The 22,538-nt window shown below is 68.7% G+C and carries 22 protein-coding genes; 10 read left to right on the forward strand and 12 right to left on the reverse strand.

Going from position 1 to position 22,538, the window contains the following annotated elements; all coding sequences use genetic code 11:
* Positions 1-7: 7 nt before the first annotated feature.
* From AB0B64_RS34110 to AB0B64_RS34130, 5 genes are read right to left on the reverse strand one after another with little or no spacing between them, the layout of a single operon-like run.
* Positions 8-916, reverse strand: a complete 909-nt coding sequence (locus AB0B64_RS34110) for an ABC transporter ATP-binding protein (RefSeq protein WP_357953355.1) — start codon at positions 914-916, stop codon at positions 8-10.
* On the reverse strand, positions 913-1,704 hold the full coding sequence (locus tag AB0B64_RS34115) for an ABC transporter ATP-binding protein (RefSeq protein WP_358182417.1): 792 nt from the start codon (positions 1,702-1,704) through the stop codon (positions 913-915). The genes AB0B64_RS34110 and AB0B64_RS34115 overlap by 4 nt, the downstream gene beginning before the upstream one ends.
* Positions 1,701-2,576 (reverse strand): ABC transporter permease, encoded by an 876-nt coding sequence (locus AB0B64_RS34120; RefSeq protein ID WP_358182420.1) that lies wholly within the window; start codon positions 2,574-2,576, stop codon positions 1,701-1,703. Before AB0B64_RS34120 ends, AB0B64_RS34115 begins: the two co-directional genes overlap by 4 nt.
* Entirely contained in the window at positions 2,573-3,640 is a 1,068-nt protein-coding gene (locus tag AB0B64_RS34125) for an ABC transporter permease (protein ID WP_358182423.1), read from the reverse strand. The genes AB0B64_RS34120 and AB0B64_RS34125 overlap by 4 nt, the downstream gene beginning before the upstream one ends.
* Positions 3,641-3,642: 2 nt before the next feature.
* The gene (locus AB0B64_RS34130; RefSeq protein ID WP_357953346.1) at positions 3,643-5,220 is read right to left on the reverse strand and encodes an ABC transporter substrate-binding protein; all 1,578 of its coding nucleotides are present in this window, start codon (positions 5,218-5,220) and stop codon (positions 3,643-3,645) included.
* Positions 5,221-5,327: 107 nt separating this feature from the next.
* Here AB0B64_RS34130 and AB0B64_RS34135 point away from each other — a divergent pair, with 107 nt between their 5' ends.
* Positions 5,328-5,963: an Lrp/AsnC family transcriptional regulator gene (locus AB0B64_RS34135; protein WP_357953344.1), complete on the forward strand. Its 636-nt coding sequence runs from the start codon at positions 5,328-5,330 to the stop codon at positions 5,961-5,963.
* 64 nt (positions 5,964-6,027) lie between these two features.
* Here the strand turns inward: AB0B64_RS34135 and AB0B64_RS34140 are convergent, their stop codons facing one another.
* Complete coding sequence (locus AB0B64_RS34140; RefSeq protein ID WP_357953342.1) at positions 6,028-6,372, reverse strand: hypothetical protein; 345 nt, start codon at positions 6,370-6,372, stop codon at positions 6,028-6,030.
* 289 nt (positions 6,373-6,661) lie between these two features.
* Here AB0B64_RS34140 and AB0B64_RS34145 point away from each other — a divergent pair, with 289 nt between their 5' ends.
* The 3 genes from AB0B64_RS34145 (at position 6,662) to AB0B64_RS34155 (ending at position 9,197) form a co-directional block, all read left to right on the forward strand.
* Positions 6,662-7,705 (forward strand): alcohol dehydrogenase catalytic domain-containing protein, encoded by a 1,044-nt coding sequence (locus tag AB0B64_RS34145; RefSeq protein WP_357953340.1) that lies wholly within the window; start codon positions 6,662-6,664, stop codon positions 7,703-7,705.
* A 137-nt stretch (positions 7,706-7,842) separates the two neighbouring features.
* The gene (locus AB0B64_RS34150; protein WP_357953338.1) at positions 7,843-8,607 is read left to right on the forward strand and encodes a hypothetical protein; all 765 of its coding nucleotides are present in this window, start codon (positions 7,843-7,845) and stop codon (positions 8,605-8,607) included.
* Positions 8,604-9,197 (forward strand): hypothetical protein, encoded by a 594-nt coding sequence (locus AB0B64_RS34155; RefSeq protein ID WP_357953337.1) that lies wholly within the window; start codon positions 8,604-8,606, stop codon positions 9,195-9,197. Before AB0B64_RS34150 ends, AB0B64_RS34155 begins: the two co-directional genes overlap by 4 nt.
* A 96-nt stretch (positions 9,198-9,293) precedes the next feature.
* Here AB0B64_RS34155 and AB0B64_RS34160 read toward each other — a convergent pair whose 3' ends face one another.
* From AB0B64_RS34160 to AB0B64_RS34170, 3 genes are all read right to left on the reverse strand, one after another.
* On the reverse strand, positions 9,294-9,605 hold the full coding sequence (locus AB0B64_RS34160; protein ID WP_357953335.1) for a LuxR family transcriptional regulator: 312 nt from the start codon (positions 9,603-9,605) through the stop codon (positions 9,294-9,296).
* 11 nt (positions 9,606-9,616) lie between these two features.
* Positions 9,617-10,057: a cupin domain-containing protein gene (locus tag AB0B64_RS34165; protein ID WP_357953334.1), complete on the reverse strand. Its 441-nt coding sequence runs from the start codon at positions 10,055-10,057 to the stop codon at positions 9,617-9,619.
* A gap of 307 nt (positions 10,058-10,364) precedes the next feature.
* Complete coding sequence (locus tag AB0B64_RS34170) at positions 10,365-11,270, reverse strand: MurR/RpiR family transcriptional regulator (protein WP_358182426.1); 906 nt, start codon at positions 11,268-11,270, stop codon at positions 10,365-10,367.
* A 160-nt stretch (positions 11,271-11,430) separates the two neighbouring features.
* On the opposite strand from AB0B64_RS34170, the gene AB0B64_RS34175 reads away from it, so the two are divergent.
* The 3 genes from AB0B64_RS34175 to AB0B64_RS34185 all read left to right on the forward strand — a co-directional run bounded on the left by AB0B64_RS34175 (position 11,431) and on the right by AB0B64_RS34185 (position 15,094).
* On the forward strand, positions 11,431-12,195 hold the full coding sequence (locus AB0B64_RS34175; protein ID WP_358182429.1) for an SIS domain-containing protein: 765 nt from the start codon (positions 11,431-11,433) through the stop codon (positions 12,193-12,195).
* Positions 12,196-12,226: 31 nt separating this feature from the next.
* A complete protein-coding gene (locus AB0B64_RS34180; protein WP_358182432.1) occupies positions 12,227-13,246 on the forward strand; it encodes a BadF/BadG/BcrA/BcrD ATPase family protein in 1,020 nt (339 codons plus the stop codon).
* Between the two features lie 159 nt (positions 13,247-13,405).
* Positions 13,406-15,094, forward strand: coding sequence for a helix-turn-helix domain-containing protein (locus tag AB0B64_RS34185; RefSeq protein ID WP_358182435.1), 1,689 nt, complete (start codon positions 13,406-13,408; stop codon positions 15,092-15,094).
* Between the two features lie 157 nt (positions 15,095-15,251).
* Here the strand turns inward: AB0B64_RS34185 and AB0B64_RS34190 are convergent, their stop codons facing one another.
* Positions 15,252-18,389, reverse strand: a complete 3,138-nt coding sequence (locus AB0B64_RS34190) for a discoidin domain-containing protein (RefSeq protein ID WP_358182438.1) — start codon at positions 18,387-18,389, stop codon at positions 15,252-15,254.
* 272 nt (positions 18,390-18,661) lie between these two features.
* Between AB0B64_RS34190 and AB0B64_RS34195 the strand changes: the two genes are divergently transcribed.
* A complete protein-coding gene (locus AB0B64_RS34195) occupies positions 18,662-19,150 on the forward strand; it encodes a hypothetical protein (protein ID WP_357953322.1) in 489 nt (162 codons plus the stop codon).
* A gap of 34 nt (positions 19,151-19,184) precedes the next feature.
* Here the strand turns inward: AB0B64_RS34195 and AB0B64_RS34200 are convergent, their stop codons facing one another.
* Together AB0B64_RS34200 and AB0B64_RS34205 are read right to left on the reverse strand one after the other, a co-directional pair.
* Positions 19,185-20,000 carry a hypothetical protein gene (locus AB0B64_RS34200; protein ID WP_357953321.1) on the reverse strand — a complete coding sequence of 272 codons (816 nt, stop codon included), beginning with the start codon at positions 19,998-20,000 and terminating at the stop codon, positions 19,185-19,187.
* On the reverse strand, positions 19,997-20,896 hold the full coding sequence (locus AB0B64_RS34205) for a DNA-processing protein DprA (protein ID WP_358182441.1): 900 nt from the start codon (positions 20,894-20,896) through the stop codon (positions 19,997-19,999). Before AB0B64_RS34205 ends, AB0B64_RS34200 begins: the two co-directional genes overlap by 4 nt.
* A gap of 198 nt (positions 20,897-21,094) precedes the next feature.
* Here AB0B64_RS34205 and AB0B64_RS34210 point away from each other — a divergent pair, with 198 nt between their 5' ends.
* Both AB0B64_RS34210 and AB0B64_RS34215 read left to right on the forward strand, forming a co-directional pair.
* On the forward strand, positions 21,095-21,700 hold the full coding sequence (locus AB0B64_RS34210) for a hemerythrin domain-containing protein (protein ID WP_358182444.1): 606 nt from the start codon (positions 21,095-21,097) through the stop codon (positions 21,698-21,700).
* Positions 21,701-21,791: 91 nt separating this feature from the next.
* The gene (locus AB0B64_RS34215) at positions 21,792-22,493 is read left to right on the forward strand and encodes a hypothetical protein (RefSeq protein WP_357953315.1); all 702 of its coding nucleotides are present in this window, start codon (positions 21,792-21,794) and stop codon (positions 22,491-22,493) included.
* Positions 22,494-22,538: the final 45 nt, after the last annotated feature.

The raw sequence follows: 22,538 nt of genomic DNA on the forward strand, positions 1-22,538 counted from the left end.
GGGTCCGTCACTTGGGCTCGTGCAGCCAGCAGGCGACCGGTCCGAAGTCGGGCTCCTTGTCCCGGCACACGTCCATGACCTGCGGGCAGCGCGGATTGAACCGGCACCCCGCCGGCGGATCGGCCGGGTCAGGCACGTCGCCGGGCAGTTCGGCGGGCAGCACGCCCATCCCGTCGGGCTTGGGGATGGCGCGCAGGAGCGCCTGCGTGTACGGGTGCCGGGGGTTGGCCCACACCTCGGCCGTGTTCCCGACCTCGACGATCCGGCCGAGGTACATGACCGCGATCCGGTCGGCGATCAGCCGCACCACCGACAGGTCGTGGCTGATGAACAGCAGCCCCGCCCCCGAGTCCACGGCCAGGTCGCGCATCAGGGTGGCGACCTGCGACTGGGCCGAGGCGTCCAGCGCCGAGATGGGCTCGTCGCCGATCAGCAGCCGGGGCCGGGCCGCCAGCGCCCTGGCGATCGCGATGCGCTGCCGCTGGCCGCCCGAGAACTCGTGCGGGTGCCGGCTCGCGAAGTCGCGCGGCAGTCCGACGCGTTCCAGCAGGTCGGCGGGGGCGGTGGCGGTGTCGCCTGAGGTACGGAGGCCGTCGGCGATCTGGTCGCCCACGCGGCGGCGCGGGTTCAGTGACGCGTACGGGTCCTGGAACACCATCTGAATGCCCGTCAGCTTGCGCCGCCGCAGCCCGAGCGGTGTGACCGGCTGCCCGTCGAACGTGATCGAGCCCTCGGTGACGGGGTTCAGCCCGCAGACGGCGCGGGCCAGCGTCGACTTGCCGCAGCCGGACTCGCCGACCAGGCCGACGACCTCGCCGGGCCCGACGGACAGGCTCGCCCCGGCGACCGCCCTGACGATCGGGCGCCCGGGCGAGCGGTGCTCGACGACCAGGTCGTCGATCGCCAGCAGGGTCATGAGTCCTCCGAATGGGGAGCCGCCTCGGTGTCGGGCAGTGAGTCGAGCAGGGAGCGGGTGTACGGGTGGGCGGGTTCGCGCAGCACCTGGCCGCGCGCCCCCGTCTCCACCACCAGGCCGTCCTTCATCACGCTCACCTCGTCCGCCACCGCCGACATGACGCCCAGGTCGTGGGTGACGAGCAGCACGGCCAGCCCCAGCTCGTCGCAGAGCCCGCGCAGCAGCCGCAGCACGCCCGCCTGCACGGTCACGTCCAGCGCGGTCGTCGGCTCGTCCGCGATCAGCACCTTGGGGGAGCAGGCCAGCGCGATGGCGATCGCGACGCGCTGCCGCATGCCGCCCGAGAACTGGTGCGGGAAGCGCCCGTACGCCTCCTCGGCGCCGGGGATGCGTACCTTGCCGAGCAGTTCGACGGCCCGCCGCCGGGCCTCCCGCTTGTCGACGCCGAGGTGGTGGCGCATGTGCTCGGTGAGCTGCTTGCCGATCGTGAGCATCGGGTGCAGGCTCGTGGCCGGGTCCTGGAAGACCATGGCCACCTCGCCGCCGCGTACCCGGTTCAGCTCCTTCGGCGGCAGCGTGAGCAGTTCGCGGTCGCCGAGCGCGATGCTGCCGGTGGTCCGCGAGCCGTGCGGCAGCAGCCCGAGTACGGCCAGGCCGGTCATCGTCTTGCCGGACCCGCTCTCGCCCGCCAGCCCGTGCACCCTGCCCTCCTGGAGCGACAGGTCCACGCCGCGCAGGATCTCCTTGCCGCCGATGGTCACCTTCAGGTCGGTGATGTCCAGGGTCACAGCGCACGCTCCTTGATGGCGCGGGCCGTACGGGGGTCGAGGGCGTCCCGCAGCGTGTCGCCGAGGAAGTTGAAGGCCAGCACCACGGTCAGGATCGCCAGGCCGGGGAAGGTGGCCACCCACCAGCTGTCGAAGACCTCCACGCCGGAGGCCACCATCGCGCCCCACTCCGGAGACGGCGGCTTGGCCCCGAGGCCGAGGAACGACAATCCGGACAGCAGAAGCAGCGCGGTGCCGATGTCGAGCGTGGCCAGGACGAGCACCGGGCCCGTCACGTTCGGCAGCACGTCCACGCGCAGCGAGCGCCAGGCCGAGAAGCCCAGCAGCCGCCCGCTCAGCACGAACTCCCGCTCCCGCACGCCCAGCACCAGCCCGCGCGTCACGCGGGCGTAGGCCGGCCAGGCCACGACGAGTACGGCCAGCACCGCGTTGGTCAGGCTGGCCCCGAGCGCCGCGGCCACCACCATGGCCAGGATGACCGTCGGGAACGCGAACACCAGGTCCGCCACCCGCATGATCGTCTCATCCACCCATCGGCCGAAATATCCGGCGCAGGCGCCGAGCAGGCCGCCGATCAGCACCGACAGCGCCACCAGCATCAGCGTCAGCGGGATCGACACCCGCGCGCCGTGCATGACCCGGCTGAGGATGTCCCGGCCGAGCTGGTCCGTACCGAACCAATGGCCTGGCCCCGGGGCGGCCAGGCGCGGCAGGTCCTGGGCCAGCGGGTCGTGCGGCGCGAGCATCGGCGCGGCCAGCGCGATCACCAGCCAGGCGATCGCGATCACGCCGCCCACGATGGCCAGCGGTTGCCGCCAGGCATGGGGGAGCCGCCCGGTCAGGCCCTTGCGGGCCAGGGGATCCCGTTTCACTGCAACCTCACTCGGGGATCGATGACGCCGTACAGCACGTCCACGATCAGGTTGATGACGAGGTAGACGACGCCGACCACCAGCCCGACGCCCATGACGGCGGGCAGGTCGAGGGTGGTGGCGCTCTTGTAGGCGTACTGGCCGACGCCCGGCCAGGCGAAGATCGCCTCGACCAGTACCGTGCCGGACAGCAGGCTGCCGAACGCCAGGCCCGCGACGGTGATGATCGGCACCAGCGCCGAGCGCAGCACGTACCGGAACAGGATCGTCCGGCCCGGCAGGCCCTTGGCGCGGGCGGCCCGCACATAGTCCTGGCCGAGCACCTCCAGCACGGCCGAGCGGGTGAAGCGGGTCAGCAGCCCGATCGTGTACAGGGCCAGCACGAGGGCGGGCGTGATCAGGTGGCCGACGGCCGAGCCGAAGATGTCCCACCGGCCGGCGAGCAGCGCGTCCACCGTCTGCAGGCCGGTCACGGCCGGGGCGTTGCCCAGCGCCGCGTCGACCCTGCCGCTGCCCGGGGTGATCTGCAGCCGGTAGAAGAACACGTAGAAGGCCACCAGCGCCAGCCAGAACGTCGGCACCGAGATGCCGATCAGGCTCAGCACCCGCAGCGCGTGGTCCGACAGCCGGTCCCTGCGCAGCGCGGCGATCACGCCGAACGCCACGCCGAGCACGAGCGAGACCAGGATCGCCGCCCCGGCCAGCTCCAGCGTCGCCGGGACGAACTCGGCCAGGTCCTGGCTCACCGGCCGGTGACTCTGCTGGCTGGTGCCGAGGTCGCCATGGACGACGCCCTGGAGATGCAGCAGGTACTGCTCCCACAGTGGCTTGTCCAGGCCGTGCTCGCTGCGCCACTGCGCCACGATGGCCGGGTCGCCCAGGGCCCGCTGGCCCAGGTTCGCGGCCACGGGGTCGCCGGGCACCAGGTTCGTCAGCACGAACGTCACCAGCGTGATGCCCCAGGCGAGCAGGAGCGCCATGAGGATCCGCCGGATCAGGAACCGGGCGAGGGGATGCGCCCCGCGCCGCCTGGACGGGCGGGGCGGGGCGGACGTGGCGGGCATGCCTACTTCGCGCCGAGGTCGGCGACGTCGACGGTCCAGACCGGGTGATACTCGAGGCCGGTCACCGAGGCGGCCGTCACGATGTTCTGGCTCGGCTGGATCAGCGGGATGAACGGGCCCGAGGCGTTCAGCTTCGTCTGCACGTCGGCGTACGCCTGCTTGCGCGCGTCGTCGCCGATCGCGACCGCGGCCTTCTCACCGGCGGCCTCGATCTCCTTGGCCGCGCCGGCCTTCCAGCCCGCCCGCAGGCCCACCGTCTTGCCCGGCAGGAAGGCCAGGTAGTCGCTGGGGTCCGGGTAGTCAGGGCCCCAGTACCACAGGCCCATCTCCTCCTTGCCGTTGCGGTAGTTGTCCAGCGCGGTGGTGACCGGCGCGGGCTGCAGGTCCACCGTGATGCCGACCTCCTTGAGGTTGGCCTGGATCCGCTCGGCCAGCGGCTGGAACGACAGGCCGTTCACGGTCAGCTCGCTCGGGTACTCCAGCTTCACCGTGGGGTTGGCCACGCCGCTCGCGGCCAGGGCCGCCTTGGCGCCCTCGACGTCGCGCTTGGCCGCCTGGTCGGCGGGCAGCGCGCCCAACAGCTGCGACGGGATGACGCCGGGCGCCTGCGTGGAGCCCTCACCGGCCAGTTCGAGCAGGCCCGCGTAGTCGACGCCCTTGCGCACGGCCTCGACGAACTTGGCGTTCGGCGTCGTCTTGCTGACCTTGTCGTCCTGGTTGGCCAGCAAGAAGATCACGTTGGCCGAGGCGGTCTTCTTGACCTGCAGGGTCGCCGGCATGCCGGTCACCTGGTCGCCCGACAGGTTGAGCGCCACCTGGCTGTCGCCGCGCTGGACGTTCAGCTTCTGCGTGGCGGACTCGACGTTGCGGATGACGACCTTGTCGTAGGCGGGCTTGGTGCCGTAGTACTTCGGGTTCGCCTTCAGTACGACCTGGCTGCTCACGTTGAACGACTCGATCGTGTACGGGCCCGAGCCGGCGGAGGAGGCGTTCAGGTACTGCTCGGCCTTGTCCTGCGCGTCCGCGGTCGCGCCGTGCTGCTTGGCGAGCTTGCTGTTGATGATGCCGAGCGCCGGGTTCGGCAGGATGAACGGCAGCGCCGGGTTGGCCGCCTTGGAGGTCAGCGTGATCGTCGAGTCGCCCTCCTTGGCCACCTCGACGCCGTCGAGCAGGAACGACGGGGTCCCCTTCATGTCCCGCACCCGGTTCAGGGAGAACACCACGTCGTCCGCGGTGACGGGGGAGCCGTCGGCGAACGTCGCGCCCTGCTTGAGCTTGAGCGTGAGCACCTTGCCGTCCTTGGACAGCTCGTACGACTCGGCCAGCGCCGGCACCGGCTTGGTCACGTCGGCGCCGTCGAAGGTGAGGAGCGTCTCGTAGATCGCCTTCTCGACGGTCAGGCCGGTCGGCTCGTACGTACGCCCGGGGTCGGCCGTCTTGAGGTCGAAGGACGTGTCGATCACCAGGGTCTTGCCGCCGCCGCTCTGGGCGGCGGGCGTCTGGGAACCGCCGCTTCCGCAGGCGGCGAGGGCGAGTGCACCGGCGAGCAGCACAGCCGCCGTCTGCGAGCGGGTCGCCATTGAGTCCTCCAGTTGGACGGTTGGCCGAAAGATGTCGAGGATTGTCGGGCAGAACGTCCAGGCACTGTGCGGTCGCTGAGACGTATATAAATGGGCTGGGGGTAACTATGAGTGAAATTTCCAGGAATGGTGCCAGCGGTAGCGGTCAGCCTGGACGGATCGGCATCGGCCTGGAGCTCGACGCGGTCCACCTGAAGATCCTCGAGGTCCTGCGGGAGAACGGCAGGATCTCGGTCTCGTCGCTGGCCGAGCGGGTGGGCATCTCCCGGGCCAACGCCTACACCCGCTTCGAGGCGCTGCGCGCCGACGGCGCGATCAAGCGGTTCACCGCCGAGATCGACCACGTCAGGACGGGGCTCGGCATCACCGCGCTGATCTTCGTGACCGTGCGGCAGCAGATGTGGAAGCAGTTCAGGGCCGAGCTGGCCAGGATGCCCGAGGTCGAGTACTGCGCGATCACCACCGGCCAGCACGACGCGATGATCCAGGTACGGATGTCGGACGTGGCCGAGGTCCACGCCATGGTGACCGACCGGCTGGCCAACATCCCGGCCGTGAAGGCGACTGAGACGGTCTTCATCCTGGATGAGGTGCTCAGGCGGCCGTACGTGCTGCCCAGCGACCGTGACAAGGCCCGTCCGGCACGGCGGGCGGCCCAGGAGGCCCCCGGCGACGTGCCGCTCGGCAAGATGCGCTTCGTCGGCGCCGCGGAGGGAAGGGCCGCCCTGCGCAAGGACGGGTAGGTCAGGCGGAAGGACGGTCAGGTCAGCCGGTCACGACCCCCGTGCACACGCTGATGTGCCGGGATCAGTCGGTGACGACCTCGGTGCACACACTGACGTGCCGGGTGTCGTCGCCCTCGAACTGGAACTCCTCCACCAGGCGCAGCCGTCCGTCGGCCTCGGTCTCGATGCGGCTGTTGCTCTGGCCGCCCGCCTTGCCCCCGGCCTTGAGCGCGTGCGCGTAGGCGATGGAGACCAGGTCGCCGTCCCTGGTGCCGACGAAACGGCCGTGGGTGACGGTGTCGCCCGTGTAGCTGCCCCACACCACCCCGTCGGCCTCCCAGTAGTCGAACGCGGTGGGCCGCTCCTGGTCCACCACGCTCGCCGTCGAACTCACCATCACGAATCTGCGGCCGTTGAGAAGGTTCACGCCGCCCATGCTCCCGATATTTCCTGACACGGAGCGTCAGGCTGGACGTTTCTCGCCGAACGCCGAGATCTCCTCGGCGATCTGTCCAGCCGCCGTGGCCGCGAAACGGGACTTGTCAGGAATCCGGCTCTGGTAGTCGAGGTTTACCGGGGGTCAGACAGGCGGTCAAAGAGCTGAGTGGAACGATGGACTTGTGACGGCCGCTTCGCAGGCCGCCGTCTCCCATGAGACGAACTTGTGACGGCCGCTCCAGCGGGTCGCCGGTTCCCATGAGACGAAAGGAGACGCCATGTCTTCTCCGGCCATGTCTTCTTCGGCCACGCACCGTTCCATGCAGGTCGGCGAGCCTGGCGGGGACCTGTCTCTCGTCCGGGCGGACACCCGGGAGCCGGGCCCGGGCCAGGTGCGGATCACCGTCGAGGCGTGCGGGGTGTGTCACTCCGACGCGTTGATCACCTCCGGTCACATCCCGGGCACCACCTTCCCCGTCACGGCCGGGCACGAGATCGCGGGACGTGTCGACGCGGTGGGCGACCACGTCGCCGGCTGGTCCGTCGGTGATCGGGTGGCGGTCGGCTGGTACGGAGGCAGCTGCGGTCACTGCGACGCCTGCAGGCAGGGAGACGGCATCCTGTGCCCCGAGCTCCAGGTGCCGGGTGCCGCGTACGCGGGCGGGTTCGCCGACTCCGTCGTCGTGCCGGCCGTCGCCCTGGCCGCGATCCCGGACGAGCTCACGGCGGTGGAGGCCGGGCCCCTGGCCTGCGCCGGCGTCACCGTGTACAACGCGCTGCGCCACAGCTCCGCGCGTCCGGGCGACACCGTCGCGATCCTCGGTGTGGGCGGCCTGGGGCACCTGGGCGTCCAGTTCGCCGCGAAGATGGGCTTCAACACCATCGCGCTGGCCCGCGGTCCCGACAAGGCGCCGCTGGCGCACAAGCTCGGTGCCGCCCACTACGTCGACAGCGCCGCCGCGCCCGTGGCCGACGCGCTGCGGGCGTGCGGGGGAGCCAAGGTGGTGCTGGCGACGGTGACCAACGCCGAGGCGATGTCCGCGACGATCGACGGCCTGGGGCCCCGCGGTGAGCTCATCGTCGTGGGCGTCGACATGGAACCGCTGCGGGTCACGCCCCTGCAGCTGGTGGGGGCGGCCAGGCGGGTGTACGGGCACGCTTCCGGCAACGCGGTCGACATCCAGGACACCATGAGGTTCGCCGCCCAGAGCGGTGTCCGGGCGTGGACCGAGGAGGTCCCCCTGGAGGAGGCTCAGGCGGCGTTCCAGAAGATGCTCTCCGGCCAGGCCCGCTTCCGCATGGTTTTGACCACCGCCAACTGATCGACCATCGCAGCGGAAACTCCGCCCGACCGTTACCGATTGGTTACACACCGTACCGCAATCTATCCCCTGAGTAGTCATGCGGTCTGTGATAGTAATGTCACGCTCGGTGTTCGGTGGGGATTGGGGAGATCCTTATGCTGCAATACGTAATCGCGGCCGTGGCCGCGGTGGGTGTGGTGGCGCTCGCGGCCACCCTGTTCAGGCTCACGAAGAAGGGCAGCGACGACAACGACGCCGGCGGGCCGTCGGCCGGCCACGCGGGCGCGATGCTGTCCGCCCTGTTCCTCCTGGTCTTCGCCATCGCGATCATCGTGCCGTGGACCACCGCCGACTCCGCCGGCCAGAACACGCACACCGAGAGCCAGGCCGCCGTCGAGGCCTACTGGTCGGCGTCCGGCCTGCCCGGCACCGCCCCCGACGTCGTACGCGCCGGGCTGCGCGACTACATCACGTTCGTCGTCCGCGACGAGTGGCCCGTCATGCAGCGCGGCTCGATGGATCCCGTCGGCACGGAGCGGCTCGACGCGCTCCGGGCCCGCGTCGCCGCGCTGCAGGTGACCACCGACCAGAAGGAGGCCAAGACCGCGGTGCTCGACCACCTCGCGGCGATCGCCTCCGCCCGTTCCCAGCGCACCGCCGACGCCGCCGCGACGCCGCCCGACGGCTTGCTGGCCCTGACGATCCTCACCGGCCTGCTGGTGGTCCTGTTCCCGTTCCTGGCCGGAGCGCGGCCGACCGGGCTGGCGGTCCTGCCGCTGCTGGCGATGGCCGCGATGCTCGGCTTCGGCGTCTACCTCACCTGGGACATCTCCCACGCCTTCGACGGACCGCTGGCCGTGGGGCCTGAGGCGTACAAGGGCGCGCTGCAGGAGTTCGCCCGGATAGCCGGAGGCGTGTGACCGTGAGGGCCTGGCGCATGCCGCTGCTCCTGGCGGGCACGCTGTTGGCGCTGTCCGCGAGCGCTCCCGCCGCGGCCGATCCGGATCCGGGCGACGTGACGGTGAAGGTCGGCGTCGAGGCGACCGTCTGTGTGGACGTGCCGCTGGTGAGCGTACACATCGGGAAATGCGCGGCGCCGGCGGTGCAGCCGCCGACCGTGGTGAAGCCGCCGAGCGTGGTGATCGTGAAGCCGCGCCCCGTCGTCACCCCGAAGCCGCGGCCCGTGGCCACCCCGAAGGTGACGCCCACGGTGCGGGTCGTGATCACCCCACGCCCCGCGAAACCCAAGCCGACTCAGCGGCCGACACCCAACCGGGTGCGGGCGCCCCACATCGCACCCCAGCCCGTCCGCGTCAAGCCGGCCAAGCCGACGCCGAAACCCACACCGACCCTCAAGCCGACGCCCAAGCCCCCGGTCGCCTACGTACGCGCCCATCGCGCCCCGCCACCGCGCCCGCGGAAGAACCCGCTGGGCACCGTGCTCCTGATGGTGGTCCTCACGACGGCCATCGCGTCCACCACGGCTGTGGCGTTCGCGTCCGTGAGATAAAACCGGTACCCGGGTCTCACCATCGGCAAGCTGGTCTGATAACCGTCTGGCGACGCTGAAGGCGGGAACCGAAACCGGTTCCCGCCTTCTTGGCTTTCAACGTGCGGTGGTGAACAGGAACGCGCAATCCTGTACGGCCTCCACGCGGTGGCGGCGTTCGGGCATGACCAGCAGATCGCCGGGCATCCCGTCCCAAGAGTCGGGCCCGGCGACAAGCCGCATCCGCCCGTGCAGTACGTGCACCGTGACCTCGCCAGGATGCTCGTGCTCGTGTAGGTGTTCGCCCTGCCGCAACGCCATGACGGTCTGCCGCAGCGAACGATCGTGTCCCCCGTGGACAGTGGTGGCGCTGCGGCCGCTGTCCGCCTCGCGGGCAAGCGTGAGCTGATCGCGAACGAGGGCAGTCAACGAGACCTTGGTCATGACTGTGGGGCGCGACGGTCTCGCCGAGCTTCCAACTCTTCCGGGCTGACCGGGATCAACATCGGCTGTCCAGGCGCGCAGAACATCGTCACCACGAACTGCGACTCCTCGTCGGTGAGGTGGTTGCCGTCCTGGTAGTGGATCACGTCTCCACCGGGCTCCCAGAACGCGTCACCAGGCCGGAGAACCCGCACGGGATCGCCTTCGAGCTCGAAGTTGACGGCGCCCTTGATCACGTAGCCGTACGCGGGCCCGGAGTGCCGGTGAGGCGGCGCACCAGGGCTGTTCGGCGGCAGCGTGACCCGGAGCGTCATCGCTTCGGCCCCCTCCGGCGCGGCCGGCGCCCCCGGTACGGTGCCGACCACGTCGATCTGCGGCGGTGGCCCGCTCTTGTCGGGGTTGTCGAGGTGGTGGGCTTGAGCGTGATCGGTGCTCATCACAATTCCTTCCTGGAAGTGGCCGGCTCGATTCGGCCGTGCACCAGCTCAGACAAGACAGCGCCCCGATTTGTGACAACGCTCCGAACAGTGCGTCTGTCTCATCTGCGCAGTTCAAGCGTCATGTTGGTATTAGTAGGGGTCCGCCGCGCTCGCTCAGACCGACCTGGAACTGGCGATGGGCACCGGCACCGACGCCGCCATCGAACGCGCCTGCCAAGACCTGCTCGCCGCACCGCGCCGAACCTGGTCCTCACCACGGCTGTGGCGTTCGCGTCCGTGCGATAAAACGGGGACGCGCCGGGTCCTAATGCTGTTCCTGTCCCGTCTCGACGGTGTCGGCCGCGTTGTCGAGCTTGTGCGGCTGAACGGCTTGTGCTGTGAGGGCCATGGCTTCTGTGGTCTGTTCGAAGGTGCGCTGGGTGACGGCGATGTAGAGCACGTCCAGGACGGCCAGCTGGGCGTGTCGGCCGAGGATGGTTTGGGTGCTGAAGCCGACCGGGTGCACCTTGGTGGCCAGGACGAGTTCGGCCTGGCGGGCGACAGGGGAGGTCAGGTCGCTGGTAAGGGCAACGGTCCGGACGCCGTGCGAGCGCGCTTCGGTGATCAGATCGACGACCTCTCGAGTGCGCCCGCTCTGGGAGAAGACCACAAGTACGTCGCCACGGGACATGAGGGCGGCACCGGTCAGGGCCATGTGTATGTCGGTGGAGGCCCAGACGGGCAGACCGATGCGGTACAGCCGTTGCTGCAATTCCGAGGCCGTGGTCGCGCTGCCGCTGACCCCGTAGACCATCACCCGGCGGGCCGCGGCCAGCAGGCCGGCCGCACGCTCCACGGCGGCCAGGTCGAGGTTGGCGATCGCCTCAGTGACGACATGTCCGATGTTGTCGGCAATGACACGGGCGACCTGCTGAATGTCGTCCGCCTCGGTCAAGCTCGTGCCGATGTGCTCGACCCAGGCGTCGGGGCCGGTGCGGCCGCTGTCGGAGGCGAGGGCGATACGCAGGGCGGCGTAGCCGTTCAGGTTCAGCGACCGGCAGAACCTGGTGATGGTGCCGGTGGAGACCCCACACCGCTCCGCCAGCTCGACGATGGTCAGCCGGGCCACCGCTGCCGGATCGCCGAGCGCGAGCTCGGCGATCGTACGCTGAGCGCCAGGCATGGTGGGCAGCAGCGCGCGGATGCGCTCGATGACGCCGCTCTGTGACATGCGATCTCTATTCGTCAAAAATTTTTCTTCGCTATGTTGGCTATCAACGTATCACGAGGCATGATTCGGGCGAATGTCCGGTAAACGTCCTTGACATGGCCGGTTACTCGCTTCCACAGTGAGCCGGAGTGGGAAATATTTCTCCATGTTGGGAGTCGTGGTGTCCGATCAGTATCGCCCCAGTGCTGCCGCGTATCTCGTGGCGGCCAGGACCATCCTGGAGCAAGTCGTCTCCGAGCAGGTGCCCGCGGTCCAGGCCGCGGCCGACCTCATCACGAAATCGATCCGTGCGGGCGGTGTCGTCCAGGCCTTCGGTACTGGGCATTCCGAGGGGCTGGCGATGGAGATCGCTGGTAGGGCCGGTGGGCTGGTGCCGACCAACAAGATCGCCTTGCGCGACGTGGTCACTCTCGGAGACTCCCCGCGCGAGGTGCTGTTCGATCCGTTCCTGGAACGGGACCCGGCCATCGCCTACCAGCTCTACGAGCTGGCCGCCCCTCGCCCGGAGGATGCTTTCGTCATCGCGTCCAACTCCGGGGTGAACGGGTGCGTCGTGGAGATGGCCCAGCTGGTGAAGCGGCGGGGGCACGCGCTGATCGCGTTCACCTCGACCCGGCACACCGCGCGGGCCACCTCCCGCCACCCATCCCAACTCCGGCTGATCGACTTCGCCGACGTTGTGCTGGACAACGGGGCCCCGCACGGTGACGCGCTGCTGCCGATGGCCTCGGGCGCCAAGGTCTGCGGGATCTCCTCCATCAGCGCCGGTCTGCTGGCGCAGATGGTCGTGGCGGAGGTCGTGCGTCGCCTTGACGAGGCGGGTGAGCAGGCCCCTGTCTACCTGTCCGCCAACATCACCGGCGGCGACGATCACAACCGGATCCTGGAAGAGCGCTACGCCGGACGGATCCGGAGGCTCTTATGACAGGACTCTTCTGCACCGCGGGAGCCGTCGGATGAGCGTCGCGCTCGTCCTTGGCATGGACATCGGCGGCACCTCCAGCCGCGTCATCGTGGCCGACCTGTTCGGGCGCCTGCGCGGTGTCGGCCGGGCAGGCGGCGGCAACCCGGTCTCGCGCGGCCCGGCCGGAATCACCGCCATCCGTGACGCCTTGTGCGCCGCACTCGGCGCCGTCGATCCGGCCGACGTCAAGGCGGCCGTCTTCGGCCTGGCGGGCGGCGATGTCGCCGTTCACGATCCCGAGATCGCCCAGGCGCTTCGAGCGGGATGGCGGCAGGCTGGACTGCGGTGCACGCCGACCATGGTCAGCGACGTCACTCTCGCGTACGTGGCAGGTACCGACTCCGCTGAGGGCAGCGTTCTGGTCTCCGGTACGGGGGCGGTCGCCGCGGCCATCCGCGAACGCACCATCGTGCGATGCGCCGACGGGCACGGCTGGCTGCTCGGCGATCTCGGCTCCGGCTTCTGGATCGGGCGCGAGGGCATACGAGCCGCGCTCGCCGCGATGGACCGCTGCCACCCGCCATCCGACCTCCACCGCGAGATCCTGCACGCACTGGGGGTGGCGCACGCTGACCGGCGGACCTTGGCTTTGACCAGCGCCACCATCGACGCGGCTCATCGCATGCCACCTGCTGAGCTGGCCAAGCTCGCGCCCCTCATCCTGACAGCCGCAGAAGGCGGAAACGTCGAAGCGAGGCTGATCGCCAGGCGGGCCGCCGATCACCTCACCGCATCGCTCAACACCATCCGGATCCTTGGCGCCACCAGCCCCATTGTGCTCGGGGGCAGTTTGCTGACCACGCCCAATCCGCTCTCGCAAGCCGTCCGGGCGTCGGTCCGGAAGGTATGGCCGGATGCGGAGATTCACCGCGCCGGCGGGGGAGCCGCAGCCGCGGCATGGCTGGCCGGCCGGCAGCTTTCCGGCGTACCCGCGCTCGAATCCCACGCGCTTTATACGCGGCTCCTGGGCGCCGAGCCGATCCCCCCGCGCCGCCCGCAGAAGATCCGATGACTGATCTGAGCCGTTCCCGATGTGCCTTCTTGGAGCAGGTCGAGTCGATTTCGAAGACGTCATCGTCCGTCGCACCTCACACCACGTTTACGAAGGGACACCGCTCACATGGAGCCCACACAAGCCGGCCGGTGCCGCTTGCCGGGAGGAGGGCGGCTGATGTACGAAGAGCCGCGAAACGGAGCCAGCGTCAGCCCGGCCGGCGAAGAACCATCTCTGGGCGTGCTGATACGAACCTGGCGCGAGCAGGCACTGCTGACACAGGAGGAGCTGGCCAAACGGTCGGGGCTGAACCCCCGGACCCTTCGTCGGCTGGAGCACGGCGAACCCCACCGCCCACGCGGCTCGTCGCTCTTGGCCTTGGCCGAAGCACTGGGGCTGGACCCCAGAAAGCACAAGCAATTAGTCGCCGCATCGCTCAGGAGCCACACCCATCCAAGGGCGCGCGGGTTCAAAGATGACACGGACGCGCCGGCTCCTGCGATGACCATGCCGCGCCAGCTCCCGCCCGGCCCCGCGCACTTCGTCGGCCGATCCAAGGAACTGCGCACACTCGACGGCATGCTCACAACGGATGAACAGATCATGCGGACGGGTCCTAAGGTGGTGGTCATCGCCGGATGCGCCGGGATCGGCAAGACCGCGTTGGCGGTGCACTGGGCGCACCTGGTCGCCGACCGTTTCCACGATGGCCAGTTGTATGTGAACCTGCGGGGATTCGCGCCAAGCGCGGAGCCGGCTGATCCGGCTGAGGCGATCCGCAGCTTCCTTGGCGCATTGGGTGTTGTCCCGCAGCAGATCCCCGCCGGCGCGGACGCTCAAGCGGCGCTGTGGCGCAGTGTGGTGAACGGAATGCGACTGCTGATCGTCGTTGACAACGCGCTCGATGCCGGTCAGGTTCGTCCGCTGCTTCCTGGCGGCAGTGGGTGCCTGGTCATCGTGACCAGCCGCAATCAGCTGCCCGGCCTGGTGGCCGCGGGCGCCAGCCCGCTGGTGCTCGAGCCGCTGTCCAACGGTGACTCCTTGCGGCTGCTGGCCGAACGGCTCGGCGCCGCGCGCGTGGTCGCCGCACAAAAGGCCGCGAAGGAGATTGCCGCAGGGTGTGCTGGATTACCGCTGGCGTTGTCCGTTGTGGCAGCACGCGCGTCCATCCATCCCGACTTCAGCCTCGACGACCTCGCCGTCGAAGCGGACGCCGCCAGTAGTTGGCTGGACGTGCTGTCTTGCGAAGACCCGTTTGCCGATGTCCGGTCCGCGTTCTCCTGGTCCTATCGCACTCTCGGAGCGGCGGCCGCCCGGATGTTCCGGCTGCTTGGCATGCACCCGGCACCCGACATCGGCGTTCCGGCGGCTGCCAGCATGTGCGGCCTGCCGGTACGCCAGGCGCGCGCCTTGCTGGCAGAGCTGCACCGCGCACACTTGATCGCGGAATCCGTTCCCGGCCGATATCAGCTACATGACCTCATGCGCGCCTACGCCGTTGAACTGGCCGCGGCTCAAGAGTCGCGCACGGAACGTCACCAGGCCGAGCGCCGCATCTTCGACCACTATCTCCTTACCAGTTTGGCAGCCTCACACCAGTTGACCGGGCTGCCGCACGACAGCATCCCTGTCGATCCTTTGGCGCTCAATGTCAGGCCGGAGTCCATCGCCACTTACCAGCAGGCTATGGAGTGGTACCAGCGTGAACATCGGACGCTGCTGGCTCTCGTCGACCATGCCCGCGACAACGGGGACGACTGCCGCCTCGACCGGCTCGCTCGAGGGCTGGCCGATTATCTCGATCGCGGTCGACATTGGCAGGAGTGGAGACTTGTCGAGCATGGCCATCGAGCGACGTCGACGTAGTGCTCATCCAGCCTGGTGAGAGGGGCGAGCTCGGTGGAGCTCGCCCCTCTCACAGCCAGGTGGCCGCGACTACAGGTCGGCGACCACAATGTCGTCCAGGTGAAGGGAGCAGCCGACGCTACCGCTCATGCGTCATTCTTGTCCGGCGGGAAGCTGATCAGCTGCTCGCCTCGATCTCCGCGAACTGCATCACCTTGCCCGTCCCGGTGACGCGCACATATCTGGTGGTGACCGGATCGAAGGTGAAGGTCTGGCCATCGGCGCCGGGCCGTGGGTAGCCGTTCTGAGTCGTGACGGTGGTCCAGGCCGAGCCGTCGGGGGAGGTCTCGATGGTGAAGCGGGAGGGGAAGCCGTCGCCCGTGTTCGCGCCGTCGTTCCTGGCGTAGAGGGTCACCTTGCCCACCCGGGTAGGGCCGCCGAGGTCGACCTGCAGCCATTCGGGGTGGTCGGTCGTTCCGATGAGGCTGCTCCAGCCCATGGAGTACCAGAGGTTGGAGTGGCGCACCCCGTCGGTGGCGTTGACGCGCAGCCAGCTCTCGGCCGGATACTCCACCGAGCTGGAGGAGGTGACCGTACGGCCGGCGGCCAGGTTGCCTCCGGCGGCCTCGATCTCGGCGAACTGCATGTGGTATTCGCCGAACTGGTCGGTGCTCAATTTGGTGCCGGTGACCTTGATGTAGCGGGCGCTGACCGGGGTGAACGGGAAGGTCCGCGCTCCGGCGCCCGGCTTGGCGGAGCCGGTCACGGTGGCGACGTTGGTCCAGGTCGAGCCGTCCGCTGAGACATCGATGGTGAAGTCCGTGGGGAAGCCCGAGCCGGTGTTGGCGCCGTCATCGCGCGGGTACAGGTCCACCCGGCTCACCGGGCGCGCCGAGCCGAGATCGGCCTGGACCCACTCGGTGTGGTCGACGTTCTTGCTGTCGGAGCTGCTCCAGCCGAGGGCTCCGGTGGCCGAGGAGCGGCGGCCGTCCACGGCGGAGCCCGTCCCCCAGCCGTCGGCCTCGTACGAACTGGAGGCGGTGATGGTGGCGCCCTCGGCGGCGTTGGTCATGGGATTGATGTGCACGTTGTCGAAGCGGGCGGCGGCGCCGCCGGTGACGAGGGCGATGTTGCCGACGGGGAAGGCCGCGTCGTTCACCGTCAGCGCGGGGAGCTGGCGGGTGCCGCTGTAGACCTTCAGCGTGTTGCCCTTGGCCACGACCCGGAGGCGGTTCCACTGGCCCGCCGTGTAGCCGGGGGCGTCGGCCTCGGCCAGGGGGATTCCGTTGCGGTAGACGAACACCTTGCCGTTGTTGCGCTGGGCGATGAGGTAGCCGGTGTCCATGTCTGAGCCGTTGAGGCTGCGGACCATGAGTCCGGCCCAGTTGGCGCTGCCGCCGTCGGGTGACACACCCGTGATCTTGAGGTCGACGCCGGCGGCCACGTCACGATAGGCCCGGCCCTCCAGGACGGAGGTCACTCCCCAGTCGGCGGCGGTGCTGGCCTGGACGTACTCCTGCCCGCTGACCGACCATGAGCCCCTGGAGGTGCGCCAGTGCTGGCCGGCGGTGCCGAAGTCGTCGTTGTAGGGGAAGGCGAGGTCCGGGGAGTTGACGGAGAGCTCGTCCAGGATCTGCTTGTGCCGCTGCTCCACCTCGGTGCCCGAGCGCTCGTAGTGCGTGGCGTCCAGGATCAGGCTGTTGGCGATGGCCTGGGCGGTCACGGGCTTGGTCTTGGCGAGCTGGTTGAGCAGCTCGAAGTCCTCCAGGCCGTCCGTCTGGGCCTCGCTGCGCAGGCTGTCGTAGACGTTGAGGGCGTTATCTTTAGTGTTGGGCCGTACCAGCCATCCGTCGCCGCTCTGGGAGTCTTTGAAGGTGTCGATGTGCTGACCCGGCCTGTTGAAATCCCACCAGTAGTTCCAGCCCCAGTGCAGATATCCGGTGCCGCCGATCTTCCACACCAGCCAGGGCAGGAGCCTGGTCTCGGCCAGGTAGTGGCTGATGAAGCGGTTCATGTAGTCGCTCTCCGGGATGTTGGCGGTGTAGAGCCACAAGTCCTTCCCGGCCAGCCGCTGGGACTGGTAGTGCGCGATGTTGGGTTGGTAGAGGAACGTGGCCGGCGTCAGCGTGGTCAGCGACGGTTCGGTGCCGGGGTAGAGCTGGTTGTGCGCCTCGTTGGTGCGGGGGGTGGGGAAGTACTGGCGGTACTTGCCGTACAGCCAGTTGGCGGCGTTGGCCCAGGCGGGGTCTTGGGGCTCGTCCACCGCGCTCATGTAGAACTTGTCGGTCCACTTCTTGACGTCCAGGTGTGCTTTGAGTGCCGGTAGCACCTTGTCCAGGTAGGCGCCGGCCTTCGGGTCGCCGTAGGGCACCAGGACCCGCTTGAGCCCGCCGCTCACGCCGTTGGCGGGGACCAGCATCTCCAGCTGGTTTCCTCCCTCTATCAGGGTCGGGGTGTAGATGTACTGCAGCGCGCCCGCGGTCTCGAACAGCTTCACGAACCGGTCGAAGTCATCCCAGTCGAAGGTGAAGTTTCCGGCCCCGTCCACGGTCGAGTGGGGAATGAGCAGCGCCTGGAAGTCGGCGTAGATCACGTTGTTGCGGTGCTTGGCGTGGTTGGCCGCGAAGTTCTTGATGACCGTCCACCAGCCCTCGTCGAACATCTTGACGTCGTACTGGTCCGGAATCGCGTCGATCGTGCCCGCGTAGTCCCAGCCGGCGGAGGTGAACCAGTTGTTCATCTTGAAGGTCGACTGGTCGGCCGGCGGGACGGTGACGTCGTAGACGCGCAGGCTCACGGGCACGGTGACATTGCCGGACGCGCTCTGGACCACGGCGTTGCCGGTGTAGACGCCGGGCGCCTGACCCGCGGGCACGAACACCTGGTAGAACCAGGCCAGCGTGGTGTTCGCCGCCGGGCTTTGCGCGGTGTTCTCCACCAGGGCGTCGTAGTAGTCGTCGCCGCCGCCCGGCGGATCTTGGCGCGTGGTGCCGATCTGCTGGATCGTCGGATGGTTGTATTCCAGCCGAACCGTCGGCACCAGCCGGTCTCCCGGGCCGGTCAACGGGCTCACGCTGACCGACACGCCGCTCTGCGCGGAGGTGGACCGGGCCAGGATCTGGGCGGCCTCGAACTCCCCGCGGGCCGCGTACAGCGCGATGGACTGGGTGGATCCCACCGGGGACGAGGTGAAGGGCCGGTCGGCCGCGTCCATCGTCCACACCGACAGCCCTGCCGCCGCGTGCGCGGGCACCACCAAGAAGGTCAGGCATAAGAGGCTGAGGACCGCGGTGAGCATCGTTCCGCTTGGCTTCATTCTACCTCCGTTGAGAAAAATTTCTCTGTACTCCTTGAATAGATTGAGAGCGCATGGCTTCAGCGTCAACAGATTTCGCGAGAATTCGGTCAAACGCGACAGAAATCCTGGAGTTGCTGGGCGGTAGATCACTGGATGGTGAACAGTTTTTCGCTATATGTCTGCAAAATGCCCGCCGTATGCCCTGGTTTATCGGTCATCTCGCGCTGAGACTGGCACGGAGCCCGGCCGCCGCCCCTCGATCGGATCGCAGTCGTTCAAAAGGAGGATCCATGCTCGAAAACCGCACGTTAGTCCGCACCGTCCTGGTCTCCACGCTGGCGCTGCTCCTGTCCTTAGGGACGGCCGGGGTGTCCAACGCCGCGTCGGCCGGGAAGTCCGGGGTATTCGCCTGCCCGCAGTCGGGACAGCGATTCCAGCTGAGCGGCGATACGACCAAGAGGGTGTACGTCGTGGGCCCGGGCCCCGCCGCGTACGCCGTGCCGGACGAAACCGTCTACTTCCACCTCTGGAACACTTGGGACGGCATCAGCTCGTGGCCCCGCGACACTGTGTCGAGTTGCTTCGGGGGAGCCCGCATGTGGAGCAACGCTTACCTGGTCAGGAAAGACGGGACGAACGCCGTCTACATCTATGACTCCTGGGCGGGTGCGTTCCGCTGGATCCCGGACGAGGCCACCTTCAACAAATACGCCTTCGCGTGGAACAAAGTCGTGGTGGTGACGTACAGTCTGTCGCCGGTCGGCGGGTTCTGGAGCTGACGAACAGCTCGCCGGCGGCCGACAGCGCCTTGGGTCAAGCGCCGGCTCCGCGGGCTGGATCGCAGACACAGCAGTGGGCGAAGCTGAAGGGCCGTTCGCACGCCTCCTGCCAGATGCCGGCGCTGTGCGGACTTCTCGACGCCGGGTTGATCAACCGTGCGATCACGAGCGCCACCACCGCCGCCGCCCCGGACTCGATCAGCGCGGACGCCGCGCTCTGCACATGCGCGCCAGACACGAACAAGTCGTCCACCAGCAAGACGCGCGCCCCGCTCACCCAGTCCGGCCAGAGGATCCGGAAGGCGTCCCGGTGGGAGCGACGGTCGGCCAGCACCGGTGCGAACCTGGTGTCGGCCTCCAGCAGGAGTGGAGGTCGCCACAAGGGAGCCAGCGCGCCCACCTTCTCCACGACCTCCCACATGATGTGGAGGGGCCGGGCAGGTAACTCGGGGTTGTTGCTCGGGATCGTGGCCACCAGTGTGAACGGCCCGCCCGCCAGCCCTTCCAGGCATCGGACATGCCGGTGGTAGAAGTGGGCCACTGTCGCGGCCAGGAAGTCGCCCCGCTTGCGCCGCCCGCCGGCACCGTTGAGGTCTCTCTCCCGGACAAGAACGTCATACAGCTGCGTGTTCCTGGTCGTCAGCGAGATCGGCACCACGTGCTGGGTGTGGCCGTACAGGTTCTCCGTGGTGCGCTTGCAGCTCGCGCAGGTGGCCCAGGGTCCGCCGGTGTGGCCGGCGTTGTTCGGGCCGGAGTGGCAGATCCGGCACACGCCTGGCCGCGTCGGTGGAACGGGGCGAAACAGCGGCAGGAATTCGCGGGTGAACGCCTCGGCGTCACCCATGATCAACAGGTGTTCGTTCGAGGGGTCATATCTACGAGATTGACTGCCTGCTTGGTCAGCTCGTCAATGTCCTGGACGGCAGTCATGCCTCCCCGGATGCCCGCCCGCGCGGCCCACAGTTGTTCCTGGTGAAGCCGCTGGGACAGGAAGACGTACTTGCCGGTGTGCAGCGCCTGCTCGACGTGCCCGGCGGACGCTCCGCCGTCGGCTCCGTCAATGACGTACAGGCTGTCTGCCAATCCGCAGGTCACGACACGTGAAAGCGCGGCGGTCCGGTCGCTTGGGGCGGCGTCGGGCCAGAACGCGGAGATGAGCGCGCCGCAGCCGGCTATCCTCTCGGCCACACTGGCGTACTCGCCTACGGTCGATGGCTCGGTGATGCCGCCTGCCAGGACGGCGAGGGTGCGGCCGCCGGCGTCGAGTGCGGCCTGGTGGACGGCCGCGTCCAGGGCTGAGTGCAGGGGCGCGACGACGGTGATGCCGGCCTGGGCCAGGGCGCGGGCCGCGGCCGTCGCGTGGATGGTGTCGACCTCGCCGACCACGGCAACGGCTCGGTGATCGGTGGGGAGGATGCCGCCGCGGATCCACAGGAACGGCTGCCGGTCGTAGGCCCACATCAGATTGCCGGGGTAGGCGTCGTCAAGCACGGTGACGAGGCGGACGCCGTGACCGCGCATGGTCGTGACGAGGTCGCGCGCCCAGGTCAGGTCGCCGGGCTGGACCCGTGCCGCGACGGAGGCGGCGTGCGCCCGGTCGTCTGTGTCCCGGCTCGCGCCGCCGCCGTCGAGCACCTCCAGGGCGCTACCGGTGTCGAGGATGACCCGGGCGGTGAAGAACCAGGGCCGGTCATGGGTGGCTTTGGTGAGGGCGAGAACGGCGGCCTGCTCGTCGATCGTGGTCATGGTCATCACCATCTCGAACGTGGTTTCGGGGTGAACGTACGCGCCGACACCGACAAACGCGGCAACGGGCTGCGCGGTTCCAGTGGCCCATGGTGCCGGGCTCGGAGTGCCCAAGAAGCGCAAACAACTGTTCCGTTGTCCTTCAACTTCGCGTACGACCGTCCTTGCCGGGTACCGGGGCGCCAGAGAGGGGGAGCCATGACATTGGACGCCATCAGCATGATCAAGTCAGACCATCGCGACGTGGAGCGGCTTTTCGGCCGGCTCAAGAAGGACACCGAGGATCGTCCGGCCCTGCTAGCCGAACTGGCCGCCAAATTCGTCGCCCACTCCAGAGGAGAGGAGGAACTGGTCTACCCGGAGATCGCCAAGACCGTACCCAGTGAGAAGAACCAGGTCCGAGAGGGAGCGGAGGAACACCACCAGGCCGAGCGGATGCTGCTCAACCTCCTGGACGTCGACACCGACACGGCGCAGTTCGACACGCTGCTGAACGAGCTCGTTCTGGCAGTCGCGCACCACGTTCAGGAGGAGGAGAGCGAGATCCTCCCAGCGCTCAAGAAGGCGGTTTCCCGCGAGCGCCTGGAGGAGCTCGGCCGAGCCTTCAGCGAACGCAAGGCACAGGAGATCCAGCACGGTCTTCCGGTGGGGAGCGGTAACAAATCGAGGAAGCAGAGCCGAGGATCCAAGGAACCGAGCAAGGAGGATCTGTACCACCGAGCCCAGGAGGCCAAGGTCCCCGGCCGCTCGTCCATGACCAAGGAAGAGCTCACCCAGGCGCTGCAGAAGAGCGGCAAGGCCTGATCGGCGCGTGGGCCGCCTCGCGATATTGGGACCTTTGACCCTGCCAGGCGCAGCGAGGGCGCCGAATAATGGCAGGTGGGAGGTGACTTCCATGAAAGAAAGTCATGAGCTCCGCTGGGGTGGAGTGGCAGGCGTCGTGGCCATAGTGGTCGCGATCATCGGGCGCCTGGTGATGGGGAACGCGCCGCAGATCACGGAGTCCGCGATGACGATCTCGGGGTATCTGGTCGAGCGCCGGGCCCAGGTGCTGGCGGCGGCACTGCTGTACGCCATCGCGACCGCGCTGTTCCTGTGGTTCGGCGTGGCGCTGGCCACTGCCTTCCGCCGTTCGGACGAGACCAGTGACGCGCCCGCGATGGTGCTCGCGGGGTACATAGTCCTCGCCGCCACCGGATTCATCGGCATATCCGTGTTCGCCGGGATGACCTACGCGGTCACCACGCATCGGCCGCTGCTGGCCATCGCCGCGGGGCCGTATATCTCGCTGACCGTGATGGACGCCATCATGGGAATCGCGCTGGCCGTGCCGTTCGCGGCCTCGGCCGCCGCCATCATGCGCACGCACGTATTTCCGCAGTGGATGGCCTGGTGCGCCATCGTCGTCGCCGTGGTCAGCGTCCTGGGCGCGTTCACGGTCGCGATCACCGGCGGTCCGCTGGCGCCCGGCGGCGCGTTGGTGGCGTTCGTGCCCGGGGTGCTCACCGCGCTGTGGGTGCTGGCGGCGAGCTGGCTGCTCATCCGTGAGCATCTGCCGATCCCGAGCGCCGGGGTAAGGCCGGTGATGGGCCACTAGCCACACGCCATTAGCCACACGCCATTAGCCACACGCCACTGGCCA

Source organism: Nonomuraea sp. NPDC049129, assembly GCF_040648495.1.
GTDB lineage: Bacteria > Actinomycetota > Actinomycetes > Streptosporangiales > Streptosporangiaceae > Nonomuraea.